Origin of the sequence: Paenibacillus sp. LBL (genome assembly GCF_029893715.1) — a bacterium.
GTDB classification, from domain to species: Bacteria; Bacillota; Bacilli; order Paenibacillales; family Paenibacillaceae; genus Paenibacillus_AQ; species Paenibacillus_AQ glucanolyticus.
Map to the genome: position 1 here is coordinate 17,811 of NZ_JARXYU010000009.1, position 13,203 is coordinate 31,013.

At 52.2% G+C, this 13,203-nt stretch carries 11 protein-coding genes and 1 riboswitch; of the genes, 9 read left to right on the forward strand and 2 right to left on the reverse strand.

The genetic code is table 11. The features are described 5' to 3' along the window. Window positions 1-37 precede the first annotated feature (37 nt). The 3 genes from M2277_RS18875 (at window position 38) to M2277_RS18885 (ending at window position 5,007) form a co-directional block, all read left to right on the forward strand. The gene (locus M2277_RS18875; RefSeq protein ID WP_280755348.1) at window positions 38-3,139 is read left to right on the forward strand and encodes a DEAD/DEAH box helicase; all 3,102 of its coding nucleotides are present in this window, start codon (window positions 38-40) and stop codon (window positions 3,137-3,139) included. A 68-nt stretch (window positions 3,140-3,207) separates the two neighbouring features. Next, window positions 3,208-3,942, forward strand: coding sequence for a hypothetical protein (locus tag M2277_RS18880; RefSeq protein WP_280755349.1), 735 nt, complete (start codon window positions 3,208-3,210; stop codon window positions 3,940-3,942). A gap of 186 nt (window positions 3,943-4,128) precedes the next feature. After that, window positions 4,129-5,007 carry a M15 family metallopeptidase gene (locus M2277_RS18885; RefSeq protein WP_063479736.1) on the forward strand — a complete coding sequence of 293 codons (879 nt, stop codon included), beginning with the start codon at window positions 4,129-4,131 and terminating at the stop codon, window positions 5,005-5,007. Window positions 5,008-5,175: 168 nt separating this feature from the next. On the opposite strand, the gene M2277_RS18890 is transcribed toward M2277_RS18885, so the two are convergent. Next, a complete protein-coding gene (locus tag M2277_RS18890; protein WP_006208068.1) occupies window positions 5,176-5,544 on the reverse strand; it encodes a hypothetical protein in 369 nt (122 codons plus the stop codon). Window positions 5,545-5,928: 384 nt separating this feature from the next. On the opposite strand from M2277_RS18890, the gene M2277_RS18895 reads away from it, so the two are divergent. The 6 genes from M2277_RS18895 to M2277_RS18920 all read left to right on the forward strand — a co-directional run bounded on the left by M2277_RS18895 (window position 5,929) and on the right by M2277_RS18920 (window position 11,954). Beyond that, entirely contained in the window at window positions 5,929-6,780 is an 852-nt protein-coding gene (locus M2277_RS18895) for a zinc ribbon domain-containing protein (protein ID WP_006208069.1), read from the forward strand. Window positions 6,781-6,875: 95 nt separating this feature from the next. Beyond that, window positions 6,876-7,778, forward strand: coding sequence for a TrmB family transcriptional regulator (locus tag M2277_RS18900; RefSeq protein ID WP_063478514.1), 903 nt, complete (start codon window positions 6,876-6,878; stop codon window positions 7,776-7,778). Between the two features lie 234 nt (window positions 7,779-8,012). Then, window positions 8,013-8,318: a hypothetical protein gene (locus tag M2277_RS18905; protein WP_370511138.1), complete on the forward strand. Its 306-nt coding sequence runs from the start codon at window positions 8,013-8,015 to the stop codon at window positions 8,316-8,318. 126 nt (window positions 8,319-8,444) lie between these two features. Further along, the gene (locus M2277_RS18910; RefSeq protein ID WP_006208072.1) at window positions 8,445-9,542 is read left to right on the forward strand and encodes a metallophosphoesterase; all 1,098 of its coding nucleotides are present in this window, start codon (window positions 8,445-8,447) and stop codon (window positions 9,540-9,542) included. Between the two features lie 196 nt (window positions 9,543-9,738). Further along, window positions 9,739-9,839, forward strand: a riboswitch (purine riboswitch). A 142-nt stretch (window positions 9,840-9,981) separates the two neighbouring features. Beyond that, entirely contained in the window at window positions 9,982-10,551 is a 570-nt protein-coding gene (locus M2277_RS18915; RefSeq protein WP_006208073.1) for a xanthine phosphoribosyltransferase, read from the forward strand. A 38-nt stretch (window positions 10,552-10,589) separates the two neighbouring features. Continuing rightward, window positions 10,590-11,954, forward strand: a complete 1,365-nt coding sequence (locus M2277_RS18920; protein WP_063478516.1) for a nucleobase:cation symporter-2 family protein — start codon at window positions 10,590-10,592, stop codon at window positions 11,952-11,954. An 851-nt stretch (window positions 11,955-12,805) separates the two neighbouring features. On the opposite strand, the gene M2277_RS18925 is transcribed toward M2277_RS18920, so the two are convergent. Next, window positions 12,806-13,144, reverse strand: coding sequence for a DUF4870 domain-containing protein (locus M2277_RS18925; RefSeq protein ID WP_006208078.1), 339 nt, complete (start codon window positions 13,142-13,144; stop codon window positions 12,806-12,808). Window positions 13,145-13,203: the final 59 nt, after the last annotated feature.

Consider the following 13,203-nt stretch of genomic DNA (forward strand, 5'->3'; position numbering starts at 1 on the left):
ATAATATCTATAAAGCAGGAAAAGACGGGAGACAACGATGAATCAACCGCTCTATGGCGTATGGTTAGGTGACGTATTCTTTTGTTTTTCCGGTGAGACTTCGGAGCCCAGAGTGGATGCATGGAGCCGCGTGGTCCGTACCTTTCACAGACCGGATGGAACCCGTCCCTTTGCTAACGCTTCCCTCCGGCTTGCCGAGCTCAGATATCCGTCCAAAGTCATCGGATCGAAAAGCACGCGGCGTCCGGAACGGAAGACGCTTGGCGGACGGACAATGGAAGGGCTCGCACTCACACCGGGAGACGCATTTCAGATGCTTCTCTCACTGGACACCGAGTACTATCAGGCTCAGGGTCTGACTATCGGTGAAGAGATGGAGTATTGGGTACAAGCCAGCAGGTTTGCATTGGAGCTGCTCCTGCAAGGGAAGTTTGCACCGGGTACAGCGGAGGTGCCTTCAGCAGGAAGGCGCCGGACAACGATGCAGAATATAAAAGCGGTATGGAAGCCGCAGCTGTCTGCGGAGGATACTTCGCGCTTTTTGTTGCTTGCGGCGAATATTCCGCCCATCGGGATTGGGACGCCAGCTGCTCTTGCCGGGAGCGATCCATCTACCCGGGAGGAAGCAGGGGCCATTGTGCTGTATTCCTTCCTGTGCGGAATCATCGACAGCCAGGCCAGAGTCGCTGTCCAGGATTCGGAGGATAAGCTGCGGACCTATCTGGCGAACTACCGGCGGGGACAATCTCCACTGGCTGAGCTGTGGTGGAACGGTCTGCTGACGGTCAGCCGGGATATTCCCATTCAAGGCACGGCGGAGGAAGTCAGTGAACTGGAGGAAGCAGTGGAACGTGTTGGGGGAACGGCGTTCCCTTACCCTACAGGGGAGGATCAGACTCCCGAGAACGGAACGTTCGCGCTTGGACTCCGGCTCGAGCCGCCGCTCGAAGACAGCCGGAAGGACTGGAAGGTTTCCTTCTGGGTACGCAGCCAGGAGGATGAAGGTTTATTAATGCCTGTTCGCAGCATCTGGGGGAACCCGGAGCCGGATCAAGTGATCCGCGGCCGTATGTATACTTCGATTCAGCTCCAGTTGTTAATGAAGCTGGGAGAAGCCGCAGAGCTGGCTCCTGAGCTGGCCGAAGGCTTGTATGGACGCGCTCCGGATAGCGTAACACTTACGCTCGAGTGCTTGTCCACGTTTATGAAGGAGTCGGTTCCCAAGCTAACGGCAAGCGGTATCACGGTTCAAATGCCGTCTCGCTGGAGCCGGGAAGGCCGGCGCCGCGTCGGCTTATCTCTCAAAATGATGCCCGAGGCCAGGCTGCCTGGCGAAGCGCATCCCCTGCCTGTGCTGGGCATGGAACATCTGGTCAGCTTTCAGATATCGGCGGCGATGGGAGGTCAATCCCTCACACGGGAAGAATTGAAGTCTCTTGCCGAACAGAATCTGCCTTATGTGGAGTTTCGCGGTGAATGGGTCGAGGTCGATCTGAAGGAAATCCATCAGGTGTTACGCTTCATGAAACGCCATGAGAAGGGCGAGATGGAGCTTGCAGAATGGATGCATCTTAGCGCAGATATGGATGGGGAACGCCTGTGGAAGGGCTTGTTCATCGAGGAAGTGGAGACGACAGGACTGCTCTCATCCTTGTTGGATGGAGATACGGTTCGCAAGCTGCCTTCCCGGCCGATTCCTTCCTCGCTCCACGGGGAATTAAGACCGTATCAGGAGCGGGGGTATCAGTGGCTTAGCGTGATGCGCGATTTGGGATTCGGGGTTTGCCTCGCGGATGATATGGGACTTGGAAAAACGGTTCAGGTCATTACCTGCCTGCTCGAGCGTCTTCAAACCGAATCCGCAGGCGGTCCGGTGCTGATCATATGTCCGACTTCGCTCTTGGGCAATTGGCAGCGGGAAATTCAGCGGTTCGCCCCTGGTCTCACCTTGCATGTGCACCATGGCGTCCGCCGTCTGCGCGGGGAAGATTTCCTGAAGGAGGCAGCTGATCATGATGTCGTGTTGACCACGTATCATTTGGCGGGCCGGGACGGCAGTGATTTATCCGCAATCCAGTGGTCGAGTGTAGTGCTTGATGAAGCTCAATATATTAAGAATTATCGTACGAAGCAGGCACAGAGTGTCATGAAATTGTCTGCACCTCATCGCATAGCGATGACGGGAACGCCGGTGGAAAATCGGTTGGCCGAACTGTGGTCCATATTCCATTTTCTCAATCCGGGGTATTTGGGATCGTTTAACAACTTTCGTCAGCGCTATGCGCCGGGCGAGGGACAGCAGGAGAAATTCCGTGAACTTCACAAACTCGTTTCTCCATTTATGCTGCGCAGACTGAAAAGTGATCCGGATATTCGCAAGGATCTGCCGGAGAAGCTCGAATTGAAATCATATTGTCCGCTGACCGAGGTTCAGGGTGCGATGTATCAAGCGGTCGTCGATGACATGATGGGGCAGATCGAGAGCCGGACGGGCATGGCCCGCAAGGGGCTTGTGCTCTCATCCCTTACCAAGCTGAAGCAGATATGTGATCATCCGCAGCTGCTTCGACGGGATGAAGGCCGCGCGGTACGCGCAGAGTCCTCCGGCAAGATGGAACGCATGCTCGAGATTCTCGACAGCATATCAGATGTCGGCGAATCGGCGCTGATTTTTACCCAGTATGTTGGTATGGGGGAGCTGCTGGTCAGCATGCTTGGTCGCAAATACGGGAAACGACCGTATTTTCTTCATGGAGGGGTACCCAAACGCGAACGGGATGAGATGGTCAGGGCATTTCAGGCAGGCGAAGGGCCGGAGTTTTTTGTTCTGTCGCTGAAGGCCGGCGGTGTCGGTTTGAATTTGACCCGTGCGAATCATGTGCTCCACTATGATCGATGGTGGAACCCGGCGGTCGAGAATCAGGCGACGGACCGTGTATTCCGGATCGGTCAGCATCGCAATGTGCAGGTGCATAAGCTGATTTCTCAAGGAACGCTGGAGGAACGCATCGATGAACTGATTGAACAGAAGAAGGCATTGTCCGAACAGGTTGTCGGATCAGGAGAAACATGGCTGACGGAAATGTCAGACGGCGAGCTCCGCCAGCTTATTGAGCTGCAGGAGCAGGATTGGATGTAACCTGGATTAAATAGAGCGTAATAATCAGCCTGTTGAAGTATAAGGATGGGCTGCAGGAGGTGTGGGCTATGGAACCGATAGGAGCATCCGAACCGATGGAGCTGGTGTTCGAACCGGGGCTGCTCAAGGGTAAGGTGAAGCGAGCCGAAGAATCACCAGATGACTGCGAAGTCAGCCTTCATGTAAAAATGCTGGACGCTGCTGCGCGTGAGGCGGTGCTGGCCTATCTTCAGGAAGACCCGCAGGCACTGTACCGCCTGCTAGCAGGCAAAGGTGCCCCTTGGCTCGATGAGCTGGCACCTTCGCCATTGCCGGGCGCTGCGCTCGCCGCTGCTGCCGACTGCACCTGCTGCCAGTCGGCATGCGGGCACGCTGCGGCCTTGCTGGCTGCCGCAGCGTCGCACATCGCGGCAGAGCCGCTCCAGCAGCTGACGCTGCTGGGGCTGCCGCGGGAAGCGCTGCTGGCCGGCGTCTTCGCTGCCTGGGCCAAAGCAGCCCCGCCGGCAGGCGGCTCTGCCGCAGACACGGCCACGCGCGCGAAGGAGAAGGGGCCGTCAGGCCCTTCTCCCGGCGAATGGGTGGCCGAAGCCGCGGCCGAGGGCCGGCTGCACCGGCCCGGCCCGCAGCTTGGCGAGCTGGCGGTGCAGCTGTCACCGCCGCCTCCGGCAGATCAGCTTGGCCCAGTCGGGGACTGGACAAGCTTGCTGCCCGGCGTCCGCGGCGCTTCCAAGGCGCTCGGCCTGATCGCCCGCGGGGCGGCCAAGCAAGCCGAGCAGAAGCGCCGCAGTTTGAGGTTGCCTTAGCTGGGGAATCCATCATAAATTTGGATGGGATTAGCTAAGGATGGCGCCGTAAAACGCGATAAGCTGCTGTATAACTGACATAATCGGAGTATATCCGCCATGATTCGCCAGCCGCTCGTTTGTCCCGCTGATTCCCGATAAGGTACAATGAGGTCAGGACAAACTGTGGGAAAGGAAGAAGCAGAGATGAATGCATTTTCGGGAAGAGGAATACGATTTACAAGCGTGATGCTGTCATCGATGCTGTTGACAGGGGCCATTCTGGCGGGGTGTCAATCGGATGATGCGGGTTCCGGCAAGGAGCAGGGGCAGGAGCTGCAATCGCCTGCGGAAGGTCAGGAAGGAAATACGCTTCCTGAAGGCGGCTCGGGTGACGGAGAGACATCGCCTGAGAATCAGCCAGCAGATCCGGTGATGGCGAAGCGCAGCGAGAATGCACTTCAGGCCACCATTCAGGAGAGCAATGGCAAGCAAGTCGTAACGAATGCGGAGGCCGTGACGGTGGTTGTGAATAAACAGCGCAGCCTGCCGGATGGTTATGAACCCAGTGATCTCGTGGAGCCGAATGTTCCATTTTCTTTTGATGAGCCGCATGAGAAGCGGAACCTGAGAAAAGAAGCGGCGGATGCACTCGAAGAATTGTTCGATGCAGCCAAAGCGGACGGTATTGAGCTTCGCGCCGTATCGGGATACCGTTCTTATGACCGTCAGAAAACAATATATGAGAATAACGTTCGTACCAAAGGGGAGGCAGAGGCTAACCGTGTTAGCGCAGTGCCAGGTACGAGCGAGCATCAAACGGGTCTAACCATTGATGTGTCCAGTCCAAGCGCAGGCAATGCGCTGGAGGAAGCATTCGGACATACGGAGGAAGGCCAATGGCTGGCACGCCGCGCGCCTGAATTCGGATATATCATCCGATATCCGGACGGGGCCGAGGACATTACGGGCTATGTGTACGAGCCGTGGCATATTCGTTATGTTGGCAAGGACTTGGCGCCTGACATCGCCGATAGCGGCTTGACGCTGGAGGAATACTTCGATGAGGCGAACATTAAACTGTAAGCTGTGCTAATAGTCGTAGGATAAACGGGACTTTTTATCCTTGTCCCCCGCCCTGCAAATCTATAAAGTAGAACAGGACCTGAGGAAGGCCGGGCAATGTTCTTGTTACGTGAATGAATCCCGGAGCGGCTGCTCCGGGATTCATTCGTGTTGAGTGGATTTTAACGGCTATTTATTCAGTGGCGAGTCTTCGTAACCAGGATCATCGTAACCGGTATCCTTCAGCTTGCCTATGATGTTCATATCCTCGATGGTTTTGCGAGTGGTTTCATCCCCATGTTCATGGAGAAAGATATAGAGGTTTATCGTTCGTTCATCGTATTCCTCCGCGGCGTCATCATGATCTGCTGATTTATAAGGGACAAAGGTGCGTTTAAAAGCGTACCGGTCACTGCTGCTGACCTCATGGAGCAGCCCCCGCAGCTTCGAAACCTCTTCATCATCCATATATACAACATATTCATTCGAATCGTTCGGCACATCCTGGATCAGGTTGTGATTGACTGAAACATAATAGGTCTTCTTATCGTTTGTCATAATAATATCCCTCCAGACTTCGGCAGCATGCACTGCACGGAAATAGGGTGTGGCTAAGAGGCAAGTTGTATCCTTTAGGGTGCGGTGCATTTTTCTAATCATATACACGTTCAGGACGTGGATGAATCAAGAGAGAGGATTGGAAGGCCCTTCCTTTTTCACATGAGGCATGGAATTTGGTATGATAGTATAACCATGACGGCAGTATACTGGACGATAAGAGATCATATGATGGCTTGAGGTTCAGTCTGTGAACTGCATAGAAACATGGGATAGCCCGGTTTATGGCTAACTACAAATCGTTTATAACCATAATGAAGAGATATGGCAATGAGCCGACGATTGTCGAAAGACTCGGGATATGCGAAAGAGGAGGATTCATGAATGAATATTTTGCAAAAGCTAAAAGATGGTGCCAATCGTGCAACTGAAAAAGCCCAGCACGTGGTGGAAGTGAATAAACTGAACAGCCAAATTGCGGAAATTGAACAACAGCGGAGTTCCTATTACTTGCAGATGGGTAAAGTTTTCTATGAAGGCTACCGCTTGCAGGATATGACCATCGCGGAAAAGGAAATGGTGGAGCTCGCCCAGACCTGCGATGGTTTGCAGGAACAAATCGAAGCGATCCGGAACCGGATTGCGGTGCTCAAGAATGAGCGTGTCTGCGAATGCGGCCGGGTCGTTGCGCTGGATGCCAATTTCTGTCCTTATTGCGGGAACAAGCTTGCTAATCTGATGAATCCGGAAGAATCGGCTCCGGAAGAACCTAAAGAGCAGCAGGAGCGCAAGAGCATGTTGTTTGATGATCATGAATATGCAGCTGCCGAAGAACAACAGGAACGGGAAGAGCTTCATTCCTATGAATACCGTCAGAATCCGGATCCATACGAGGTCGATTCGTATGAGTCGGAGCCAGAGCCGGAACATGATCGCGATCGTGGACGTGAGCTTGAGGATATCGAGTTGTCTGAACCGGAGGTAGATGGAGATCAGCTGCGCTTGGAGCAGGAAGAGCAGGAGAAGGAGCGCCGTCACTGGGAGGAGCTTGAGCGTGAGCGGGAGAGACAGCTGGAGCTTGATCGCAGGATACGCTTCTGGCAGGAGAATAACCAAAGTCAGGACTATGTAGGCGACGATGAGGAAACCCGCGATATGGTGAAATGTCAAATCTGCAGTGTCGACCTGCCAAAGGGTTCCAAATGGTGCCCGCGCTGCGGCGCTGAACAGATTTAAGATGTAGGGATCGGACAATCATGCCCTTGCGCGCGAGAGAAGACTTTTATATATGAATGAGCAAGCGTTCGAGCATCTATGGGAGGACTAATATTATGGAACAATTGCTGCATCATCTGCGCAATTTGGGATTTACGGAGATTGAATCGAAGATTATGGTGGACCTGGCCGAGTATGGGCCTGCGGGTGGTTATGAGGTCGCTAAACGCCTGGGAGCCTCGCGCTCTAACGTATATGCAGCCATGCAGCGCCTGGAGCGGCAGGGGGCACTGGAGCGTATGAGCGGAGAACCTGTTCGTTACCGTTCGCTGAAGCCGGAGGAATTGACGCGGATGATATCCGGGCGCGTGGAAGCATCACTGGCTTTTGTGGAGAAGAGCCTGCCGCGGGGCAGCGGAACGGCAGCTCCCTTCCTTAGCATGGAAGGCGACCAAGCCGTGCTGGATGTTCTAGCCCGGGAATTAAAGCGGGCCCAGCGAGAGATTGTAGTTGACGTATGGCGTGAGGAAGCCGCACTTCTGCGCGAACCGCTAGCTGAGGCCGAAGCGCGCGGAGTCAAGGTTCTGTGGGCCTGTGACGGACCTGACCAGGGGCTCTCCAGAACGCTGGCATGGTCAGGATGGAACGGCCTTGCGGAGCGCCGAGGGGGCGGCCGGAAATTTTCGTTTGTGGTAGACCGGCAATGGTGCATACTCGGCATGCGCGGAGGAGATTATGATACAGGGGCCGTGATCACGGAGCATCCGGTAATGGCAGAACTGCTGCTGCATCATTTTACCCAGGAGATGGTCTTGTTCCAGCTTGAACAGGATATGGGCGAACAGCTGGAAGAGCGCTATGGAGATCATTTTGGCCTCATTCAAAGCCAGTATCTGAATGCAGAAGCAGACCTTGAATCCACGGAGGAGAGCATCACTTCGACACATTCGGATGTGTTGGAGGAACTGGAAGCGGACGCCACAGAAATCGTAGACGAAGCTAGCCGCAACACGGCCTGAGCATTGAGCTGCGATATCCTGTTGACCAGAAGTGACTTTTCTCACAGATGGCTATCATTTTTTATCATACAATGAAGTAGACATATTAGGATATGAACGCCGGGAAGGTTCTTGGCGTTTATTTGCTTAAGATTCGGTATGGGTTTTAGAATGAAGGTTGAGATGACAGGAGATCATGAGAGAGACAGATTTATTCGACAACCACGACAACCAAGAGAAGGGGGATGAATGAGCATGGAATGCATCGTTCATTTTACAGTCGGACACAAGGAAGGGCCTAAGAAGCTGCGGGGATTGATTTTTGTTGATAAAGGCAAGAGTCCTACAGGCCAGCAGCTGCTCGACATGTTTCATGAAATGGAATACCAGGTGGTGCCTGATCCCCATGACGAGCTGCTGTTTAGACCGGAGAATAGTGCCGAAACCTATACGTATATCCGGGTGAACGAGCTGGATCTGGGTCAAGAGCGGTATACGGAAGATCGCAATCTTAAGTCGCTTCTGAATGAGCTGCTCCCTAAACAAAGAACAGGTCTATAACTGCAAAATACGGGTCATTCATCATCAGTACCCCAACTAAATAGATCGGAAATTCCCCCTTCCACGGCGTCCGCTGGGATTTATAAAATCCACTTGTTATAATGGATGTTACGGAAGGGGATGACGATGTTTATTTTTGTAGGAATTGTAGCGATTATAATTTATGGCTTATTGGTTTATTATATCGGGCGAAGCGTATGGAGCTGGATGAAACCCGGCCCCTCCCTTGCGCTCAAAATGGTGTATATTGCCGTGCTGACCGTGGTATCGACATCGTTTATATCCGGACGGTTTCTCGGTAACCTTACGGTGCTGAATATTATCGGCTCCTACTGGATGGCTATATTCTATGTGTTGATCGTTCTGCTACCGTTAATGCATATCACGTTATGGCTGCTGAGAATGACGGCCTTGCGGAGAGACGGCATGGAGAAGGTTGCTGGTTCCATCGTGCTTTTGTTGATGGTCATTCTGATTGGCTTTGGCTCCTTTAATGCATATAGTCCAGTGGTGCGGGCTTACAACATTCACGTAGCCAAGGACGCCGGCGCACTTCAGCAGCTGAATATCGTCATGGCATCCGACATGCACTTCGGCGTACTGTCAGGCAAGGCCCATGCCGAGCGAATGGTGAAGGAAATCAATGACCTGAAGCCGGATATGGTGTTATTCCCGGGCGATATTATTGATGACGATCTGGATGCGTACTTGCACCAAGGCATTGATCAGATTCTGACTGGCATCCAGGCACCTTACGGTGTGTATGCATCACTAGGGAACCATGATCGCTTCGAAGGGGAAATTCCGGAGTTGATCGAGGCGCTTGAACAGAGTGGCATGACCGTATTGTATGATGAGAAGCAGACGGTGGAGGGCATAACGCTTGTAGGCAGGCGTGACAAACAGGATCAGGACCGAGCTGCGTTATCCTCGATCATGGAGGGTGCGGACTTGTCCAAGCCTGTCTTTCTGCTGGATCATCAGCCCAATGCGCTGGGCGAGGCTCAGGAGCAGGGCGTTGATCTGACCGTTTCCGGCCACACGCATCGCGGGCAAGTCTTCCCGGCACATTTGATTACCCAGGCCTTGTTCGAGAATGATTGGGGGTACCTGCAAAAAGGGCAGATGCATTCCATCGTTTCTTCAGGCTATGGATTCTGGGGACCGCCGATTCGGCTGGGCTCTCGTTCCGAGATCGTACAGATCCATGTTACCTTTGAATAAATGACCGCAGCAGAAAAGCTGTTGAGGAAGCCACCCGAGGGTGGCTTTTTCATTTGCAGGTTTCAGTTCAGGAAGCGTACGTTTTTAATTTCCGTAAATTTTCACTTTATTTTTTCATACGGAATGCGTTATACTTCATTCATTCGGAAATTCAACCATTCGGAAATTCAACATTTATACGTAAGCATTCTAAGATATTTGGATATCATACTTTTCTCGTATAGGTGCAGGAATAGGCCTGCATGTTTCTACCCGATCACCGGAAATGATTGGACTACGGGTTATGGCAGCAGCAGCGGACAAGCCAGGTCAATGGACCGGTTGGCTAACGGTGCGTTTTTGTTGCTTATGCCCACTTGTTTCTTTCCCGGCGTTTCGGTGAGAGGAGGAAGTGGGCTTTTCTTGCTTGGAATGTGAACAAAATTTAAGGGGGAGCATCATGCAATTACTGCAGAACAAAGTGAAAGAGGAAGGCATTGTATTAAGCGGACAGGTACTGAAGGTGGATTCGTTCCTGAATCACCAGATGGATCCGGTATTGATGAAAGAGGTTGGAAAGGAATTTACACGGTTGTTCAAGGAAGCGAATGTGACGCGTGTATTGACCATCGAATCCTCCGGCATCGCACCCGGCATTATGACCGCGCTTGAGATGGAAGTGCCTCTCATCTTTGCACGGAAGCAGAAGTCGCTGACGCTCCGTGAGGATATATTCGTGGAGAAAGTGTACTCCTTCACCAAGCAGGAAACGAATGAAATTACGGTAGCGAAGAAATTTATCAAGCCAGGCGATAAAGTGCTGATCGTGGACGATTTCCTTGCGAATGGCGAGGCGGCATTTGGACTTGCGCGCATCGTTGAGCAGGCGGGAGCTGAAGTGGCAGGCATCGGTATCGTCATCGAAAAAGCGTTCCAACCCGGAGGGCGATTGCTGGCTGAAGCGGGTTACCGGGTCGAATCGCTTGTACGTATTGCATCACTTGATGATGGTGTAGTGACATTCGCATAGAACCAAGCCAACAATTTATTGGGAGGAATTAAGAAGTCATGGAACAGCAGAAACAAGCGGTGCAAGATCCGATCTTTGATAAGAATCGGAATCCGGGTAAAACCTTTTCACTGGGTCTGCAGCATGTATTGGCAATGTACGCAGGGGCTATTATCGTACCGCTTATCGTTGGCGGGGCGCTCGGTTTAACGACGGAGCAGCTGACGTATTTGATCGCCATCGACCTGCTTGCATGCGGGGTGGCAACTCTGCTGCAGGTGTTCGGCAACAAGTATTTCGGCATCGGCTTGCCGGTCATGCTGGGCTGTGCCTTCCAGGCGGTGGGTCCGATGATCATTATCGGACAGCAGCACGGGATGTCGGCTATTTACGGAGCGATCATTGCTTCCGGTTTATTTGTAATTCTGTTCTCCGGTCTGTTTGGCAAGCTGATTAAGGTGTTTCCGCCTGTCGTTACAGGCTCTGTTGTAACCATCATTGGTTTGACGCTGATACCTGTTGCTTTGACGGATCTAGGGGGCGGTGCGAATGCCGGCGAAGAATTTGGCAGTATGCTGAACCTTAGCCTTGGCTTTGGGGTGCTGGTTTTCATTATTATTATGAACCGTTTTGCAAAAGGGTTCTGGCGTTCCATCTCCGTCCTCCTTGGTCTGATTATCGGTACCATTGCTGCTGCTATGTTCGGGGGCCTGGATCTGACGCCACTGCGTGAAGCGGGATGGTTCCGTGCTCCGCAGCCATTCTATTTTGGAACTCCGGAGTTTAAGATCGTTCCGATCGTAACGATGATTCTCGTGGCGATTGTCAGTGTGGCCGAATCCACGGGCGTATTTATGGCGCTTGGCAAAATCGTAGACCGAGATATTACCTCCAAAGATCTTTCGCGCGGTTACCGTGCAGAAGGAATCGCTATTGTGGTAGGTGGTATTTTCAACTCGTTCCCTTATACCACTTACTCTCAAAACGTTGGTTTGATCCAGATGAGTCGCGTGAAGACACGGGACGTGATTGTTGTAGCAGGCAGTATGCTGATCCTGATCGGGTTTGTTCCGAAAATTGCGGCTTTGACTCAACTGGTACCTCCTTCTGTGCTCGGTGGGGCCATGGTTGCATTGTTCGGAATGGTTGTATCTTCCGGTATTCGCATGCTGGGGGATCAGGTTGACTTGAACCGTCATGAGAACCTGTTCATCATTGCTTGTTCTGTGGGTATGGGACTTGGCGTGACGACTGTACCGGATCTCTTCGCTAATTTGCCGGACAGCATCCGTATTCTTGCAGATAACGGCATTGTTGCAGGCAGCTTGACAGCAATCGTGCTGAACCTGATATTTAACGGGTTGAACTATACGAAGCCTACTCGTACAGAGCAAGGTGATACTGCGGAAGGGCATGCCGCATAAGGAGTGCCTGTGTAAGCAGCTGGATAACTCGGGTTTCAAAAAAAAAGGCAGAGCAAGATTCCATATCTTGCTCTGCCTTTTATTATGGACTGACGGGATCGCTGCACCGGCATTACAGATGGATAGCGACGGCGAGTCGCTATCCGTGATTCTCTTCAATATTACTCACGGTTATCTTGGTTATGGCCGTTACCCGGTGTTATGCGGACCCGTGGGTTTCTTTGAATGATGGGTTGGGGGCTATGGCTGCTCCGTGTCTGCATGAATGTAACTAATGTGATGGATTGTTGTGATCTGAATGTAATAAGTAACTAACACAATAGAATGCTGCTTGATTTGCATAGTAACTAAAGTGATCGCTGCTGCATGAATAGTAACTAATGTGATAGTTGCTGTCCCCTCGATCAGGAGCTATTAGCTAACGGACCTCATATCCGTTATTTACAGGATATCGCCACTTCCTCAACTCTAACGGACACAGTAGTCGTTAAACATATGGGCTTGATCCCCACCGTTAGTTGTCAAATAACGCTTCCAGGGTCCGTTACATCTCAAAACATGCTCGCTTTTTGAAAATAACGTCTACTAGGTCCGTTACGCCATATTTACCTATAGCACTAGCACGGATAAAGGGTGAACTGCACCCTTAAGAGGGTCAATTTAAAAAAAGTCCCGAACTTAAGAACAACTTCGCTCCAGCATACGGGTCGAATTCAGCCTGCTCTCTAACAGCGTTCCCAGCAGCGGTCCCGAACAACCAAAACGGCCTCGCTCCAGATGCAGGAGCGAGGCCGTTTTTTTGTTGTTCACATATGCAATAATGTATCCAGTCGTAATGGGAGCAGCTCACGTCAGATACGCTGCATTTGTTTCTCGGCAAAATTGCCGATCCAGGGCAGTTTGAACCATTTTCCCTGAATGGCGTTAGCCATAAGCACCAGCCACATCAGCACGCCAACCAGTGCGAGGAGGGCGGAAGCCAGGAGGCCGATGATGGGCACCGCGCTCGACAGCAGGTGGGCGACGGCAAGGATGCCGAAGGCCAGCAGGGACTGAAGGGCATGGAATATGACGTAACGGCTTCTTTTTTCTAATGAAAGAAACAGAATTCCTCCGACCATGGGAAGAAGATAACAGAGTGTTGCGGCCAGATTCTCGGGAAGCCCTGTGGACGATTTGAAAGGGGACATCTCATCAACTCCTTGTCTTAAAAACCGGTTCTGGGTAGGGCAAGCTTTATACCTTACCT